Below are 18,093 nucleotides of genomic sequence, written 5' to 3' on the forward strand. Positions count from 1 at the left end.
AATCTATTTTAAGAGTTTCTAAGAACAATTTATCCACAATTTTGCCTGTTGATAACTTTAAGTTTTTGCTATTTTAAAAAATGGGGAAACTCCTTGAATTGCAGAAAACAAAGAAGGAATGCATTCTGGAGATAAAGCACCTGTTATTTTATTAAAAGAAAGAAATAAAATAAAAAATGACCTGCTCTTAATCGGCAGTCATGATTTGAGTCTGGACTTAATCAGAAATCAGCTGCGTAAAAGGGGATATAATTTTGATTTGAAGCTGCAAACAGTGGGATCAATGGCTGGATTGACAGCCCTTAGACGCAATGAATCTCAACTTGCTGGAGCACATTTGCTTGATCCTGAGACTGGGGAATATAATATTAAACATTTAAAAGATCTTTTTAAGGGTAGTAAAATGGTTATTTTAAATTTAGTCCATCGCAAACAGGGACTGTATCTCAAAAAAGGCAATCCAAAAGGTATAAGCAATATTAATGATTTAATTGACAAAGATGTCAATTATGTAAATCGTCAGCGTGGAGCGGGAACAAGAGTTTTATTTGACTATTTACTTGAGCAGAATGATATTGCCCCAGTTCAGATTAATGGCTATACAAAAGAAGAATTTACTCATATAGCTGCAGCAGCGGCTGTGGGAAGAGGTTCGGCGGATGCCGCTCTGGGTATTAGAGCTGCTGCAGAGGTAATGGATGTAGATTTTTTACCACTGGCTGAGGAAAAATATGATCTTATTTTCCGAGAAGAAATTTTAGATTATCCTCAGATTCAGGATTTGATAAACTTAATAAAGCAGGAAGAAATAAAAAATAAAATTGAAAATCTGGGAGGATATCAGTGTCGTAAGACAGGTGAAATTAGAATTCTGGATTTATAAATGGAGGCACTAAAATGCAGAAATTGAAGGATCATCTGGGAAGAGAAATTGATTATTTGAGAATTTCAATTACTGACCGCTGCAATCTCCGCTGCCGTTATTGTATGCCTGCGGATGGTGTTGAAAGCAAAGATCATCAGGAAATCTTAAGTTATGAAGATATTTTGCGGATAGTGAAAATAGGGATTAAACTGGGTATAAAAAAAGTGCGAATTACGGGTGGTGAGCCTCTGGTCAGGCTGGGAGTAGAAGACTTTATTTCAGCATTAAATAAGCTTGATTTAGAGGATATTTCTATGACGTCGAATGCAGTTTTACTTGCTGAAAAAGCTAGAGAATTAAAAAAAGCAGGTCTAAAAAGGATTAATATTTCTCTTGATACTCTCAATCCAGCAAAGTTTAAAAAAATTTCCAGAAGAGATAACCTATCAGAGGTTTTAAATGGAATAAAAGCTGCTTTGAAAGTAAAATTAAATCCGGTTAAACTTAATGTTGTTGTTATGCGTGGAATCAACGATGATGAATTATTTGATTTTATCGAATTGACTCGTAAAGAAAATTTGAGTGTCAGGTTTATAGAATATATGCCTCTGGGTGGTGAGGCAAAAGCAGAAAAATTTATTAGCAGTAGAGAAATAATGGAATTAATTAAGAACAGATATAAGCTACTGCCGTCTGACATTAAGGGAAGTGGGCCAGCAAGGTATTTTAAAATAGAAGGAGCAGCAGGAACAATTGGATTTATTTCAGCTTTAAGTGAACATTTTTGCAGCAGCTGTAATCGGCTGCGTTTAACTGCAGATGGCAGATTTAAACCATGTTTGGCTGGTAATCAGGAAATAAAAATTAAAGCTATGACTGATGCTGAAATAAAAATTGCTTATAGACAGGCACTGCAAGTTAAACCAGTTCGACATTCTCTTAGTTTTGAGCGGCAGAATTATAATAGAAATATGTCCCAAATTGGAGGCTAAATAAAATGAATCAAGAAATTTCAAAAAAAGAATTTTCTCATCTTGATCAAAATGGAAAAGTGAAGATGGTGGATGTTTCCGAAAAAAAAATAACTCAGAGAACTGCCAGAGCTGCAGGTGAAATTAAGATGAAAGCTGAAACTTTAAAAATGATAAAAACCGGCACTGTAAAAAAAGGTTCTGTTTTAGAAACAGCCAGAATAGCAGGAATAACCGGCGCCAAAAAGACTTCGGACTTAATACCGATGTGTCATCCGCTTTTATTGAGCAGCATTAAAGTTGATTTTGATCTAAATTTTGATGATAAAATTAAAATCACAGCAGAAGTTAAAAACAGCGGCCAGACTGGTGTTGAAATGGAGGCTTTAACAGCTGTCAATCTGGCAGCTCTTACAATATATGATATGACAAAGGCAGTTGATAAATCAATGGAAATCAATAATGTTCGTTTAATTTATAAAGCTGGAGGGAAGAGTGGAATTTATGAGCGAGAAGAGTAATTTTCATATAAGAACAGCGGTTTTAACAATTAGTGATAAAGGTTCTAAAGGAGAAAGAAAAGATCTCAGTGGTCCTGTAATTAAGAAGATGATGGAAAATATCGGTGCTGATATTGTTTATGAAGAAATAATTGCTGATGAAAAAGAAGAAATAAAAGAAACTTTAATTAAAATTGCCGATCAAAAAGTGGCAGATTTAATTTTAACTACTGGTGGGACAGGTTTTGCTAAACGCGATATCACCCCTGAGGCTACATTAGAGGTTATTGAAAAAGAGGTACCAGGGATTCCAGAGAAAATAAGAGCTGAAACAATTTCTATTACTCCTCAAGCTGCACTGTCACGAGCCAGGGCGGGAATTAGAAAACAGACTCTAATTATAAATTTTCCAGGCAGTCCTAAAGCAGTCCGGGAATGTCTGGAGGCAGCAATTGAGATTATTCCCCATGGAGTTAAAATTTTAAAGGGGAAAATAACTGAACACCAGAAAAGTTAAAAACTAAAATTATTTTAAGAGGTGGAGTAAATGGAAGCAAAGGTAAAAGCAGTCTGTTTAAGTAAAGAAAAAGGGACAACAAAAAGAGAAATTGATAAGGGGGAACTTATAGCAAACTATGGTCTTAAAGGTGATGCTCATGCAGGAAAATGGCATCGTCAGCTGAGTCTTTTAGATAACAGCAGTATTGATAAAATGCGTGGACAGGGATTTGAACTGAAATTTGGAGATTTTGCTGAGAATATAACAACAGAAGGAATAGAAAATTTATTTAAGCTACCTGTAGGCCAGAAAATAAGAATTAATGACGAAATTTTGTTGGAGATTACTCAGATAGGCAAAAAGTGTCATCATGACTGTGAGATAATGCAGACCATTGGTGATTGTGTCATGCCCCGAGAAGGAGTATTTGCCAGGGTAATTAAGGGAGGAATAATTAAGCCCGGAGATAAAATTGAACTGTTAAATAATTAGAAGTTAAACTTTAGGAAAATATATAAAATTGTTGATTTTAAGATGTTAGTGTAAAATAAAAGTGGGATTTAAGAATTGATTTATGTAAATAGGCAGGAATTTTAAAATAAATAAAGAAGGAGCCTCACAAGGACAATTCTAAAAGAAAGGAGTGAGGCCCCTTGGAACTTGATTTAAGAATATTACAAAACAAAAATAATTTCAAGGATGTAGAGAAAGAATTTTTTAGATTGGTCTGCAAACAGGCTCAAGAAACATTCAAAAAAATTTTAGAGAATATTGATCAAACTATCATGGAAAACAGAGACAAAGATAAATTTAAACTTAAAGATATCAAAAAGAGAACTATTGACACCCTTTTTGGTGATGTGACTATCGAAAGAAGATACTACAAAGATTCTAATGATGAGTTTAGATTTTTGCTGGATGAATATTTAAATATTCCTGCCAATGAAAGGCAGTCCCCTGCTTTAAAAGAAATAGCCCTGGATCTGGTCCAGGAACTGCCATATAGAAAGGCTGCAGATAAAATAGATAATATTTTAGAAGCTTCAGCCAGTCATACAGCCATTTTTAACTGGGTCCAGAGAGAAGGAGATAAGCTCAGTAAAGAAGCTGAAACAAAGCAGCTTGATTTCTTTAGAGATGGGCTGATACCAGATGATAAAGATGGAGATAGAAAAGAAATAGATCATCTTTTCGTAGAAGCAGATGGTATTCATATTCCACTTCAAAATGATGATAAAGAAAAAGGAGAACTCAAGCTTGGTATGAGTTATCAGGGGTGGGAAAAAAGACATCCTATGAGTGATGAATACAATTTGACTGGCAAAAAATATTATGGCGGAGTATTTAGCAGTGATGAGTTCTGGAAAGAAACTGCTGCAGAAATGTATGAAGACTACTCTTTCAGTAATGGCAGCATTTCAGTTTTATGTGGAGATGGAGCTGAATGGATAACAACAGGTAATGAATATATACCGCAGGTAAAGGTCAGATTTCTGGATGAATATCACTTAAACAAAAAGTTTTTTAGAAAGCTCGGCAGATCAGAGTTTGTTCCTAAATTACTGGATAATATAGAGGAAAATGATATAGATAAGCTAAGAGAAAATCTAAAGAAAGCAAGACAGTACAGGCATAAAGAAAAAGATAAAAAGAAAGTAGATCAACTCAAAAAATATCTCTTAAAAAATTGGGAATTTATTCGAGATAAAAAGCATAAACAAAAGAAAAAGGATTTAGGTTTACCTGAAGAAATAAGAGGACTTGGAGCGATGGAATCCAATATAGATAAAGTACTGGCCAATAGATTCAAAAAACGAGGTATGAGATGGTCTAGAAAAGGTGCCAGGAATTTAGCAAAGATAATAATAGCAGATAGAAATGATAGCTTAGAAAGGTATTTAAACAAGCTTAACTGGAAGTTTAAAACAGATGATTTAAGAAAAGTATATAACAATGTGCAGAAGAAATATTCCAGATCAGAATCTGAAGTATTAAGGGCTACAATGCCTGCTCTTAAAGGACCAAAATCAGGTCAGGACTGGGTTAAAGGACTAAAAAATATATCAGATCCAATGACAAATAACCCAATAATTTAACTGTTTAAATAGATTATGCTATCTATAGGAGAAGTATGTCTAAAAATAGTGTTAACCTAGAGCTGAAAAAATAAAGCTAATATTAACTAAGATTTAAGCTTAAAAATGAATCTAAATAAAGAAAACATAAGATTTTGTCTTTGTGAGGAAAAAGTCTCCCACAAAAGCTTGACACAAACTTTTAAGATTTAGAATTTGATTTTTTTCGGATAATCCTTTACTATTTTAATGTAGCCATCTAATTATGGTGAAAATTAACACAAACTATGATGAGTTATAAATTGAATTCTATGAGGAGGAATAATTATGGAAATGATAGGAGTCAGTGCTTCTGCCAGTAAAGCTGGTAAGACGACTTTAATTTCCTTAATGTTAGAAGATAGCTGTGCTAAAACTGCAGTTATTAAAACATCGGTCAACAATGAGCTTGATCAATACAAGGTAATTAATGATCCTAAGGTAATTAATCAGACAGGTACTGATACAGCAAGGGTTGTTGAGCATGGGGCAGATAAAGTAATACTTTTAGAAAGTCCAGCGGCAGAACTTCCCAGTGCTTATCAGTTGGCTCGGAACTTACTGGATGATGATATCGAAAGACTTTTTATTGAAGGTAATACTATTATCAATTTTTTAAATCCTGATTTGCTTTTTTATCTCGAAAATAACGATCAGCCCGAAAAAGATTCGGCAAAAATGGTAAAAAATAGAGCAAATGTTAAAATAAATACTAACACACTTCTTTCGGCGGGAAAACTTATGGATTTACCATTTATTATCCAACCAGAAAAAATGACCTGTTATCAGGCTCATCTTCTGGCAGATTTACTTAAAATGTCTGTTCCCCAGGTCGGGAAAATTGTTAAAGAACAGGATATAAAAATAGTAAAATGCCAGCTTGGATTATTTTAGTTTAAACTTCCGGACCGGTCACCTGAGAAATTTTAGTAATTAAAGTTCCCATTATTATTCCAAAATTTCCCGGGTTCCCGGCACCTTATTATTTTTTTTGCTAAACTTGACTAAGAGTCGAAAAAATGATAAATTACATATAGACAATCTAAGGAAGGTGAATATTTTGCGTAGAGCAACTATAACAGGTCTGGGGAAATATCTCCCGGAAAAAGTAATGACAAATCATGATTTAGAAGACATAGTAGATACAAGTGATGAATGGATTAAAACCAGAACAGGAATTGAAAAAAGAAGAATAGCTGCTGATGATCAGGCGGCATCAGATTTAGGAGCTGAAGCTGCTAGAGAAGCATTAAAAGATGCTGATTTGAAGCCAGAAGATCTGGATTTGATTGTTGTAGCAACAATCACGCCGGATATGATGTTTCCTGCTACTGCCTGTATTATTCAGGATAAGATTGGAGCCACAAATGCGGCAGCTTTTGATCTGGAAGCTGGCTGCTCTGGCTTTGTATATGGAGTTAGTGTCGCAGCTAATTTTATTGAATCAGGAATGTATGAGCATGTAATGGTTATCGGAACTGAAGTTCTTTCTAAAATAATGAACTGGGAAGACAGAGGAACCTGTGTCTTATTTGGTGATGGGGCAGGAGCTGCTGTGCTTTCGGCAACAGAAAAGGGTGGAATTCTGGCTACAGACTTAGGTTCAGATGGTTCGGGAGCAGATGCTCTCTATCAACCAGCTGGTGGTTCAAGACAACCTGCATCTCATGAAACAGTTGATAATAACGGCCATTATCTTTATATGGAAGGTAACCCAGTATTTAAATTTGCTGTTAAGACAATGGGCAAAGCTTCTCTGAAGGTGCTCAAAAAGGCTGGAATGAAAAAAGAGGAAGTTGATTTATTAGTTCCCCATCAGGCCAATACCAGAATTATTGGTGCAGCAGCAAAGAGATTAAAATTATCTGATGATCAAGTTTATGTTAATTTGCCTGAATACGGTAATACTTCTGCTGCTTCAGTTCCGATTGCTCTGGCAGAAGCAAAAGAAAAAGGTCTTGTCCAAAATGGTGATCGGGTTGTTTTAGTTGCTTTTGGTGCTGGTTTAACCTGGGCATCCGCGGTTATGGAGTGGAATGATCTTAAATAATTAATTTACTATTATATAAAAAATCATTTGTTTTAAAGAAATTTAAAAAAATAGCTAATTCAAATAAATTTAAAAACTGAGTTAAAAAATATTTAACTGGAGGCTTTTCAAATGAGTGATAATTTAGTGTTTATGTTCTCAGGACAGGGTTCACAGTATGTTGGTATGGGGAAAGAATTATATGAAAATTATGATGAAGCGAAAAAAGTTCTGGATGAGGCCAATCAGATTCTTGATTTTGATTTAAAAGATATGATTTTCAATGGCCCGGAAGAAAACTTAAATAATACTAAAAATACACAGCCTGCGATTTATACTGTAAGTGCAATGGTAAATTCTGTTCTAGCTGCAAATGGGCTTAAACCAGCTGCAGCCGCCGGACACAGTCTGGGAGAATATTCAGCACTTCATGCAGCCGGGGTGCTTAGTTTTGAAGATGGTTTAAAGTTAGTACGCCGTCGTGGTGTGCTGATGGATCAGGCTGATCCAGATGGTAAGGGTACTATGGCTGCAGTAATAGGACTTGCGGATGAAGAAGTAGAACAGGTTTTAAAAGAGGTTGATGGTATTGTTACAGTAGCCAATTATAATTCTCCCGGACAGGTAGTTATTTCTGGTGAGGTAGAAGCTGTAGGTAAAGCTGAAAAAATGCTGTCTGAAAAGGGAGCCAAAAGAGTTATTCCACTGTCAGTTAGTGGAGCTTTTCATTCACCTTTAATGGAACCTGCAAAAGAAGAATTAAAAAATACTATTGAAGCAGTAGATTTTAATGATGCTCAGATTCCTTTAATCGCCAATGTTACAGCTGATTATGTAAAGACAAACAGTGAAATTAAATCTGCATTGATTAAACAGCTGGATAACAGTGTGCGCTGGGTAGAGACAATTGAACGTTTTAAAGCCGATGGTTATGAAGACTATATTGAAGTTGGTCCTGGGAGAGTTTTAAAGGGCTTGATGAGAAGAATTGACCGTTCTCTAAATGCTTATAATGTTGAAGATGAAAAAAGTCTGAAAAAGACATTAAAGAAATTAAAATAAATAATCAATGAACTTTAAGATTATATATATTTAAGTGGTTAAATGTGAAAATTAAAATTTATAGTGTTTTACTGAATGAAATAAGATAAATTATTTTAATCAGATTGATTTAGGAGGAGATTAATTAAATGAGTAAAAGAGTTGTAATTACAGGTGCCGGTGTTGTCCATGCTTTAGGAACCGAGCTAGAAGAATTCTGGGAAAATATTAAATCTGGAAAATCAGGTGTTTCCAGGATTGAAAATTTTGATGCTTCAGATTTTCCAAGTCAGATTGGAGCTGAGATTAAAGATTTTGATCCAGGAGAATACATAGAGCGTAAAGAAGCAAAGCGTCTGGCACTTTACAGTCAGTATGCCATTGTTTCTGCAATGAAAGCTCTGGAAAATGCAGATTTAGAAATTACTGATGAAATTGCTGACAGAGCAGGTGTTATAGTTGGATCTGGTATTGGTGGAATTGAAGTTTTTGAAGAACAGGTGGCAAAATTGAATAAAAGGGGCCCCAGAAGAGTTAGTCCTTTCTTTATTCCAATGATGATTTCCAACATGGCTGCTGGTAATGTTGCGATATATTCAGGTGCAAAAGGTCCAAACATGAACACAGTAACAGCCTGTGCATCTGCTACAACAGCAATTGGAGAAGCTTTTGAGACTATTAAAAGAGGTGCTGCTGATATTATGATTGCTGGTGGTACAGAAGCTTCAATTACTCCATCTGCAGTTGCAGGTTTTGGTAATATGAAAGCTCTCTCAACCAGAAATGATGAGCCAGAAAAGGCCAGTCGCCCTTTTGATAAAGATAGAGATGGATTTGTGATTGGCGAAGGTTCTGGTATTGTAATTTTAGAAACTTTAGAGAATGCTAAAAAGCGAGGAGCAAATATTATAGCTGAAGTGGTTGGTTATGGTGCATCAGGTGATGCTTATCATATTACTTCACCAGCACCAGAAGGAGAGGGTGCTGTTAGAGCAATGAAGGCTGCAATTGATAGAGCCGGTCTAGCACCAGAAGAAATTAATTATATTAATGCTCATGGAACTTCCACACCGCTAAATGATAAGTATGAATCAACAGCAATTAAAAATCTTTTTGGAGATCATGCTTATAAGCTGAAGGTTTCTTCTACAAAATCAATGACCGGTCATTTATTGGGGGCTGCTGGTGGAGTAGAGGCTATTATTTCTGCAATGGCAGTTAATGAAAATATTGTACCTCCTACTATCAACTTTGAAGAAGCAGGTGAAGGCTGTGATCTTAATTATCAGCCCAATCAGGCTGGTGAAGCCGAATTGAATGCTGCTCTTAGCAATTCTTTTGGTTTTGGAGGGCAGAATGCCTGTGTTGTTATTAAAAAATATAAGTAAATAGATTATCATTTCTGTACCTGGTACATAGTTCTGGTTTTGTACCAGGTACATATTATTTAATTTACAAATTACCGGTTGTCAGATCTGTCCTAATTGTGAGGGCAGCTTTTTTATTTTCATTATTGAGCATTATTCCGCAAAAATATGTTGTAATTTTCAGAAATATATTATATTATTGTTATATAGTTAAATTATATTTAATTTTTTAATTTAAAATTAATATTTATCTGGAGGTTATAGGATGAGACTGACAATCGCTTTAGGTGGAAATGCAATTTTAAAACCAGGACAGGAAGGAACCGCAGCAGAACAGATGAATAATGTATATCAGAGCTGTCTGCAGATAGGAGAACTGGCTGCTCTGGGTCATGAAATTGTGATTACTCACGGTAATGGACCACAGGTGGGAAATATTTTATTACAGCAGGCTGCTGCCAATAATATTCCGGCTTTACCACTTGATTTTTGTGGAGCTCAAACCCAGGGGTTTATTGGATATATGATTCAAAATAGTTTGTTAAATGTTTTTAAGGATAAAAAAATTAATATACATAGTACTTCGGTTGTAACTCAGGTTTTAGTTGATCAGAATGATTCGGCTTTTGATAAACCTTCAAAACCAGTTGGACCATTTTTTGATAAAAAGCATGCGCAAAAACAGGAAAGAGAAAAAGGCGAAAAATGGATAGAAGATAGCGGGCGCGGCTGGAGAAGAGTTGTTCCCTCCCCCAGACCACTTAAAATTATGGAAAAAGATTTAATTAATGATTTAATTGAAAATAACAGGATTGTCATAGCTGCTGGTGGTGGAGGGATCCCGGTAGTAGAAAAAGAAAATGAATTAAAGGGAGTCGAAGCAGTTATTGATAAAGATAGAGCGGGATGTATTTTAGCTCAAAATACTGCTTCAGATTTCTTTTTAATTCTGACAGATGTAGATAATGTAATGATTAATTATGGTACTGCTGAGGAAGAAGCTCTGGGGCAAATCTCTATCAAAGAGATTGAAAAGCATCTGGCAGAGGGGCAGTTTGGGAAAGGAAGTATGGCACCTAAAGTAGAGTCAGCAGTTAAATTTGTGCGAGATGGTGGTGAAAAAGCTGTTATTACTTCCCTGAATAAAGTTATAGATGCTGTAAAAGGTGAGGCGGGTACAATAATATATAAAGATTAACTTCAAATAAGAACAGTTAATATGTAAAGAAGAAAATAATTAATATACTTATACAATCAAAGTAGAGGCTGGAATAATTTAGCCGTAGCAATTTTAATTATTTTCTTCTTTTTTTAAAATTTTCTTTACAACAGAATAAAATAATGGTATTATTAATTTGCAACATAATATTTAAAAAATTCGAATAAATATATATTATTTCTTAAATTTTTAAAAATTATAATATATATTTTTTTGGGTTATTGCAACCGGTTGTATTTAATACATAATATTTTGACAAATTAACATAGGAGAGTGCTAATGGATTATAATGTTATTAAAAACGATGATATATTTTTAATTACTGATCGGAGTGCTGATATAGTTAAAGCAGAATTTGATCAGAATGGTCTTTATCGTAATGATACTCGTTATTTAAGTAAATATAATTTATTACTCAATGGAGAAAAATTACTGGTATTAAAATCTGAAACTAAAGATAATCTTTTTAATGAAATTTTACTTACAAATGCTCAAACCAATCAGCTTGCTGAAGGCAAAATACTTGTTAAACGAAAAGAAACTTTAGTTGATAATGTATTTTATGACAATTTTAAAATTAAAAATTATGCTCACAACCAGAAAAAAATCTGTTTAGAAATTGAAATTGATGCTGACTTTTTAGATATTTTTGAAGTCAGAAAATATTTTAAAGAAGATTTGGAAAGGAAAAGAGTAAAAAAAACCACAACAAATAATTATTTAAAATTAATTTATCATGGTTTAGATAAAGTTGAGCGATCAGTTATCATTGCAAGTGAATCCGATTTATGTTTATATAAACAAAATAAAGTTAAATTTGAATTTGAGCTGGATGCAGGGGAAGAAAAAGAAATTACTCTCTCAATTAAAACTGAAGATTCATCTGAATCCAATCCTGACGCAAAAGCAGAATTATATAATAATTTTAGTCAAATAAAAACTAAAGTAGAAGCCGGATATGTAAATTGGACTAACAATTCTCTTCAGGTTGAAACTGATAATCAGATTTTTAATCAGTTTCTCCAGAGAAGCAGTCTTGATTTAAAAACTTTGACTTCTGATGTTGGTTATGGTCAACTGCCAATTGCTGGAATACCATGGTATGCAGTTCCTTTCGGTAGAGATAGTATAATAACAGCTCTGCAGACCTTGATTTTTAAGCCTGATTTAAGCAGAGCAACTCTAAAAACTCTTGCAGCCTATCAGGGTAAAAAAATTGATCCTTTAAGAGAAGAAGAGCCTGGCAAAATATTTCATGAACTTAGATTTGGTGAATTAGCAAATCTAAAAAAAATACCCCATACACCTTATTATGGTACCATAGATGCTACTCCTTTATTTATAGTTTTAGCAGGGGAATATTATCGCTGGACCGGTGATCTTGAATTTATTAAAGAGTTAATGCCCAACTTGGAATTGGCATTAAGCTGGATCGATAAATATGGAGATAAAGATAATGATTTATTTGTAGAATTTTCCAGTCAAACAGAAGATTTCACTGTCAATCAGGGGTGGAAGGATTCAGTAGATTCCAGTATAAATAGTAAGGGAGAAATCGCTGTTCCACCAATAGCTTTAGCAGAGGTACAGGCCTATGTCTATCAGGCAAAACTTGAGATGGCAGAAATTTATCAGGAACTTAAATTAAAAGAAAAAGCTGAGAAGTTAAAAAATGAGGCTCTAAAACTTAAAGAAAGATTTAATCAAAAGTTCTGGAATCCAGAAAAAGAAATCTTTGTACTTGGCCTGGATAAAAATAAAAATCAAATTGATTCTCTAACAACTAATCCTGCTCATGGCTATTATTCTGGTATTATAGAAGAAAAAAAAGGGGAACTTTTTATAAAGAGATTATTAAAAAGTGATTTAAATAGCGGCAGGGGTTTAAGAACAATGGCCAATAGTGATCTTGGCTATAATCCAATTAGCTATCACAATGGGAGCATCTGGCCTCATGATAACTCTTTAATTATTGAAGGGTTAAAAAAATATGGCTATCAAAAAGAAAGCATTCAGCTGATTACAGATATTTTCAAGGCGGCAGCTGACTTTGAATTTTTACGTTTGCCCGAATTATATTGTGGCTTTGATGTTAATGAAGAGAGTAAAACTGTAGAATATCCAACTAGCTGTAGTCCTCAAGCCTGGGCAGCTGGTAGTGCATTTTTATTTTTGCAAACAATTTTGGGTTTGAAAATCGATGGACGCAGAGATAAAGTAATTATAAATCCAAGTTTACCGGAATGGCTGAATAAGATTAAAGTTAAAAATCTTAGTATGGGTGATAAGAGTCTGACTTTTGAAATTTATAAAAAAAATAAAGAAATTAAAATTAATGAAATCAAGATTCCAGATGAAATAAAAATTGAAAAAATAATTATGGATTAATTAGATAGCAGCTTATATTTAAATATTGATTTAAAAATTATTGCAACCGGTTGCACAAAGGAGAATAATAATGGCTGAGATTAAAAATATTTTTTATTTACATACTCATGATACTGGTAGATATATAGAACCCTATGGCTATAAAGTTGAAACTCCAAATTTAATGAGTCTCGCTCAAGAAGGTACTCTTTTTAGACAGGCTTTTAGTGCAGCACCAACCTGTTCTCCCAGTCGAGCTGGAATGCTGACAGGAAGAACACCTCATGCAGCTGGAATGCTGGGTTTAGCACATCGAGGTTTTGCTGAACTCGATTACAGCCAGCACTTAGTCCAATTTTTGAGCAGAAATGGTTTTGAAACAGTTCTCTGCGGGATGCAGCATGAAGCAGCAGATAAGGAAGTAATTGGCTATGATTTGATACTTGACAGGGAAGAAGAAAGGGTAAAAGACTGGATAAATGTTGAAAAAACAGAAAGATATCTTAATAATAGAGAAAGTGATAAACCGCTATTTTTTTCTTTCGGAATGGAATATACTCATCGAGAATTTGATGAAATTGAAACTGGGATTAACCCGGATTATGTAAAAACACCAGAAAAAATCCCAGATAATACTGCAACTAGAGAAGATATGGCAGCTTTTCTAACTTCAGCCAAAAGAGCGGATAAATGTTTGGGAAGAGTTCTTAAAGCAATCAAAGAGGCAGGAATGGCAGAAAATTCTCTAATTATTTATACAACAGACCATGGAATTGCTTTTCCAATGATGAAATCAACACTCTTTGACAGTGGAATTGGTGTTTCACTAATTTTTAAGTTTCCTGATAATCCCAAAAGAGGCAAATCCATTGATGCTTTAATTTCACAGTTGGATATTTTTCCAACAATTTGCGAGATATTTAATTTAGAAAGCCCGGGTTATTTAGAAGGAAATTCAATTTTACCTTTATTAAGAGATGAAAAAGAAGAAATTAGAGAAGAAATTTTTGCTGAAGTAAGTTATCATGCTGCATATGAGCCTATGAGGGCTGTGAGAACTAAAAGATATAAATATATTAAATTTTTTGGTGACTACGAGCATTCTGTGGCAGCCAATATTGATGATGGTTTAAGCAAAGAATTTTTAATAGAGAATGGTTATTTGGATCAAAAAAGGGATAAGGAAATGCTCTTTGATCTATATCTGGATCCTCTGGAGAAGAATAATTTAATTAATAATCAAAATTATGATGAGATTTGTCAGAAATTAAAAATAAAATTAAAAGAATGGATGGAAGATACCGATGATCCTTTATTAGAGGGAAAAATTAAAAAACCAGCAGGAGCTGTTGTTAATAAATTATCTGCTTACAGTGCAGAAGATAATGACTTTGAATAAAATTTGATTTTAAATTCATAATAAATAACTTTCAATTCATAATGAATAACTTAGTACTTAAGGAATAAGTTTATAAGTCTATAATCTCCTTAAAAATAAATAAGGCAGCTAATTAAAGCTGCAAAATAAAAAAGGGAGGAATTTTTAATGAAAAAAGCTTTATTATTAATCTTAAGTATTGTTTTGATGGCAGGGATGTTTTCTTCAGCAGCATTAGCGCAGGATTCAGTTTCTGTAATGGCTGTCTGGGGTGGTCAGGAACTGGATGCTTTTATGAAAATGGTTGAACCTTTCGAAAAGGCTACAGGTATTGAAGTTCAGTATGAAGGAACTAGAGATTTACCTACTCTGGTTACCACCCGTTTAGAAGCTGGAAACCCACCAGATATTGTTGCTTTAACTGGTGTGGGAATGATGAAGCAGCTGGCAGAAGAAGGAGATCTTGTTAATTTAAGTAATGTACTTGATATGGACAGAATGAATAAAGAATACAGTCAGACCTGGATTGATCTTGGTACTTATAATGAAGATCTTTATGGAATGTATATTTCTGCTGACGTAAAGAGTTTAGTCTGGTATAACCCAAAAGAATTTGCAGCTAAGGGATATGAAGTTCCAGAAACATGGGATGAATTAAAAGCGCTGCAGGAAGAAATGATTGCTAATGGAGATACACCCTGGTCAATTGGTTTAGAATCAGGTGCTGCAAGTGGCTGGCCTGGAACTGATTGGATTGAAGATATCATGCTTAGAACAACAGATCCAGAAGTATATGATCAATGGGTAAATCATGAAATTCCCTGGACAGATGCGAGAGTAAAAAGAGCTTTTGAAATCTTTGGTGAAATTGCAAAAGATCCAGAATATACTTATGGAGCACCTACTGCTGTTTTAGCAACTAACTTTGGTGATGCTCCTAATGCATTATTTACAGATCCTCCTCAGGCTATGATGCACCGTCAGGCAAGTTTTATAACCAGTTTTATTAGAGATAATAATCCTGGATTAGTTGCTGGTGAGGATTATGATTTCTTCCCCTTCCCAGAAATCGATGAAGAATACGGAACACCAGTTCTTGGTGCAGCTAGTATGTTTGGAATGATGAATGATACTTCAGCAGCTCGTGCCTTTATGAGATATGTATCAACAGCAGGTGCCCAGTCAATTTTTGTTTCTGAATTAGGTAAATTAGGTGTAAATAAAAATATTAATCCTAATGTTTATCCTGATGATCTAACAAGACAGATGGCTGCAATGTTAAGAGAAGCACCAACATTTAGATTTGATGGTTCAGATTCAATGCCTGGTGCAGTTGGTTCAGGAGCATTCTGGCAGGGTATCTTAGACTATGTAAGTGGTCAGGATTTAGATGGTGTGCTTGAGTATATAGAATCGATTTCTCAGGATACTTATAATCAATAAAAGATTGGAAACAGCAATTTATTCAGAATATTTGAGATTGCTGAGGGAGGAATGTTATGTATAACAAAAATATAAAGAAATGGGTGGCCCTATTTATAGGGCCTGCTCTTTTCTTTCTGACATTATTTTTAATTTATCCATCAATACAGACTTTCATTTTTAGTTTTATGGGGAGAAGATCGGAAGAATTTGTAGGACTTGACAACTTTATCTATGCATTTACATCTAGAGCTATGCTGACATCCTTTAGAAATAATTTAATGTGGATTGTTTTCTTTACTTTTGGGACAGTAAGTTTAGGTCTTTTAATGGCTATTTTAGTGGATAAAGTAAAGTATGAAAAGATTGCTAAATCTATAATCTTTATGCCGATGGCTGTTTCCTTTGTTGGTGCAGGTGTTATCTGGAAATTTATCTATGATTATAAACCTATGGGAGCAAATCAAATTGGTCTTTTAAATCAGATTTTAACATCATTAGGTTTTCAGCCAAAGGGATGGTTGATTCAGGGCCCATTAATGAATAATTTTGCCTTAATTTTTGTAGGGCTCTGGATCTGGACAGGATTTTCCATGGTGATTTTATCCGCTGCTTATAAAGGTATTCCTAAAGATCTCTTAGAGGCTGGAAGAGTAGATGGAGCAAATGAATGGCAGGTTTTTAGACATATTATTTTACCATATATGAAACCTACAATTGCAGTAGTTGCTACTACTATGGCAGTTAATGTACTTAAGATTTTTGATATTGTATACGTAATGACAAATGGTAATTACGGAACAGAGGTTATTGCCAACAGAATGTATAAAGAAATGTTTCAATATAGAAATTATGGCAGGGCAAGTGCTATAGCAGTAGTATTATTTGTACTTGTAATTCCTGTAATATTTATGAATGTTAAGCGGATGAGAGGTGAAGACCAATAATGTTTAAGAAAATGAATTTTACAAAGATTATAATCAATGTTTTCATAATTGCTTTTATGTTTATCTGGATTTTACCAACGATTGGATTATTAGTCACCTCTTTTAGACCTGCATCAGAAGTTAGTAGTACTGGTTGGTGGACAGTTCTAAATAGTCCTCTAAAGTTTACTCAATTTACTATCGAAAATTATCAACAAGTTTTAAATCAGGGTGGAATGGCTTATGCCTTTCGTAATAGTTTTATAATTGCTATTTTTGGAACTGCCTTACCTGTTTTAGTTGCAGCTTTTGCGGCTTTTGGTCTGGCTAAATTACAGTTTAGAGGAAGAGCGGTAGTCTATACAATTATTGTTGGTCTGCTTGTAGTTCCACTACAATTAACATTTATTCCGGTTCTAAAAATTTATAATGCCCTTAATTTATCTGGAACTTTTGTTGGGGTCTGGCTTGCTCATACTGGTTATGGACTTCCTTTTGCAGTTTTTATGCTGCATAATTTCTTTTCATCTCTACCAGACGACCTATTTGAGGCTGCCTATATTGATGGAGCTTCAATCTGGACTTCATTTTATAAACTGGCTTTACCACTTTCTGTTCCGGCTATAGCATCATTAGTTATTTTTCAATTTTTATGGGTCTGGAATGATCTTTTAGTTGCATTAATATATTTAGGTGGTTTTCAGGAGGTTGCACCTCTAACAGTAAAACTTTCCAGTCTGGTAGGATCCTACGGACAGAACTGGCACTTATTAACCTCAGCTGCATTTATTTCAATGGTTGTACCCTTAATTATTTTCTTTGCCCTACAGCGTTATTTTGTAAGGGGAATACTTGCAGGTTCAGTCAAAGGATAGCTGCTTGAATTATAAGCTATTAAAATATACAATAAAAGAGTATCAGTTAAAATAAAAAAAGTGGCTGAGAAATCAGCCTCTTTTTATTTAAAAAGTGGTGAAAAAGATGGAAGAAATTACAATGTCAGATATAGCAAAACTTGCTGGTGTCTCTAAATCTACAGTTTCTAGAGCTTTAAATGATGATCCCAGAGTAAATGAATTTACAAAAAATGAAATAAAAAAAATTGCTAAAAAACTTGATTATAGACCGCACAAAGTAGCTCAGGCCCTGGCAAAAAAAAATACAAATATTATTGCTGTGGTTTTACCAGCTTTTCCAAGATCTGTTTCTGATCCGTTTTTTCTGGAATTTTTAAAAGGAATTAGTGAAGTAGCATTTGAACATGGTTATAGTTTAACTCTACCTCCGGTAAATAAAAATGAAGGAGTTTCCCCATTTTTTAAAATAGCAAAAACTTAAAGTTATCAACAGGCAAAATTGTGGATAAATTGTTCTTAGAAACTCTTAAAATAGATT

General features: G+C 34.1%; 17 protein-coding genes. All 17 read left to right on the plus strand.

What is annotated here, in order from left to right; all coding sequences use genetic code 11:
• Positions 1–118 precede the first annotated feature (118 nt).
• Complete coding sequence (locus DFR80_RS13735) at positions 119–883, plus strand: substrate-binding domain-containing protein (protein ID WP_233493903.1); 765 nt, start codon at positions 119–121, stop codon at positions 881–883.
• A 14-nt stretch (positions 884–897) separates the two neighbouring features.
• Positions 898–1,857 carry a GTP 3',8-cyclase MoaA gene (moaA, locus tag DFR80_RS13740; RefSeq protein WP_076545327.1) on the plus strand — a complete coding sequence of 320 codons (960 nt, stop codon included), beginning with the start codon at positions 898–900 and terminating at the stop codon, positions 1,855–1,857.
• 5 nt (positions 1,858–1,862) lie between these two features.
• Entirely contained in the window at positions 1,863–2,357 is a 495-nt protein-coding gene (moaC, locus tag DFR80_RS13745; protein WP_076545326.1) for a cyclic pyranopterin monophosphate synthase MoaC, read from the plus strand.
• A complete protein-coding gene (locus DFR80_RS13750) occupies positions 2,341–2,853 on the plus strand; it encodes a molybdenum cofactor biosynthesis protein B (protein ID WP_076545376.1) in 513 nt (170 codons plus the stop codon). Before moaC ends, DFR80_RS13750 begins: the two co-directional genes overlap by 17 nt.
• Positions 2,854–2,883: 30 nt before the next feature.
• Positions 2,884–3,327, plus strand: coding sequence for an MOSC domain-containing protein (locus DFR80_RS13755; RefSeq protein WP_076545325.1), 444 nt, complete (start codon positions 2,884–2,886; stop codon positions 3,325–3,327).
• A gap of 161 nt (positions 3,328–3,488) precedes the next feature.
• Positions 3,489–4,931, plus strand: coding sequence for an ISLre2 family transposase (locus DFR80_RS13760; protein WP_076545914.1), 1,443 nt, complete (start codon positions 3,489–3,491; stop codon positions 4,929–4,931).
• A gap of 306 nt (positions 4,932–5,237) precedes the next feature.
• Positions 5,238–5,843, plus strand: a complete 606-nt coding sequence (locus DFR80_RS13765; RefSeq protein ID WP_076545324.1) for a hypothetical protein — start codon at positions 5,238–5,240, stop codon at positions 5,841–5,843.
• 166 nt (positions 5,844–6,009) lie between these two features.
• Positions 6,010–6,999 (plus strand): beta-ketoacyl-ACP synthase III, encoded by a 990-nt coding sequence (locus DFR80_RS13770; RefSeq protein ID WP_076545323.1) that lies wholly within the window; start codon positions 6,010–6,012, stop codon positions 6,997–6,999.
• 111 nt (positions 7,000–7,110) lie between these two features.
• A complete protein-coding gene (gene fabD, locus DFR80_RS13775; protein WP_076545322.1) occupies positions 7,111–8,040 on the plus strand; it encodes an ACP S-malonyltransferase in 930 nt (309 codons plus the stop codon).
• 128 nt (positions 8,041–8,168) lie between these two features.
• Entirely contained in the window at positions 8,169–9,407 is a 1,239-nt protein-coding gene (gene fabF, locus DFR80_RS13780) for a beta-ketoacyl-ACP synthase II (RefSeq protein ID WP_076545321.1), read from the plus strand.
• 244 nt (positions 9,408–9,651) lie between these two features.
• Positions 9,652–10,584 (plus strand): carbamate kinase, encoded by a 933-nt coding sequence (arcC, locus tag DFR80_RS13785; RefSeq protein WP_076545320.1) that lies wholly within the window; start codon positions 9,652–9,654, stop codon positions 10,582–10,584.
• 300 nt (positions 10,585–10,884) lie between these two features.
• Positions 10,885–12,993: a glycogen debranching N-terminal domain-containing protein gene (locus DFR80_RS13790; protein WP_076545319.1), complete on the plus strand. Its 2,109-nt coding sequence runs from the start codon at positions 10,885–10,887 to the stop codon at positions 12,991–12,993.
• A 70-nt stretch (positions 12,994–13,063) separates the two neighbouring features.
• The gene (locus tag DFR80_RS13795; protein ID WP_076545318.1) at positions 13,064–14,371 is read left to right on the plus strand and encodes a sulfatase; all 1,308 of its coding nucleotides are present in this window, start codon (positions 13,064–13,066) and stop codon (positions 14,369–14,371) included.
• A 147-nt stretch (positions 14,372–14,518) separates the two neighbouring features.
• The gene (locus tag DFR80_RS13800; RefSeq protein WP_076545317.1) at positions 14,519–15,793 is read left to right on the plus strand and encodes an ABC transporter substrate-binding protein; all 1,275 of its coding nucleotides are present in this window, start codon (positions 14,519–14,521) and stop codon (positions 15,791–15,793) included.
• Positions 15,794–15,849: 56 nt separating this feature from the next.
• Positions 15,850–16,719 carry a carbohydrate ABC transporter permease gene (locus DFR80_RS13805; RefSeq protein WP_076545316.1) on the plus strand — a complete coding sequence of 290 codons (870 nt, stop codon included), beginning with the start codon at positions 15,850–15,852 and terminating at the stop codon, positions 16,717–16,719.
• An 11-nt stretch (positions 16,720–16,730) separates the two neighbouring features.
• On the plus strand, positions 16,731–17,573 hold the full coding sequence (locus DFR80_RS13810) for a carbohydrate ABC transporter permease (protein WP_233493904.1): 843 nt from the start codon (positions 16,731–16,733) through the stop codon (positions 17,571–17,573).
• Between the two features lie 106 nt (positions 17,574–17,679).
• The gene (locus DFR80_RS13815) at positions 17,680–18,036 is read left to right on the plus strand and encodes a LacI family DNA-binding transcriptional regulator (RefSeq protein ID WP_114490322.1); all 357 of its coding nucleotides are present in this window, start codon (positions 17,680–17,682) and stop codon (positions 18,034–18,036) included.
• Positions 18,037–18,093: the final 57 nt, after the last annotated feature.

This window comes from Halanaerobium sp. ST460_2HS_T2, from assembly GCF_003337665.1.
In the GTDB taxonomy this organism is placed as follows: domain Bacteria; phylum Bacillota; class Halanaerobiia; order Halanaerobiales; family Halanaerobiaceae; genus Halanaerobium; species Halanaerobium kushneri.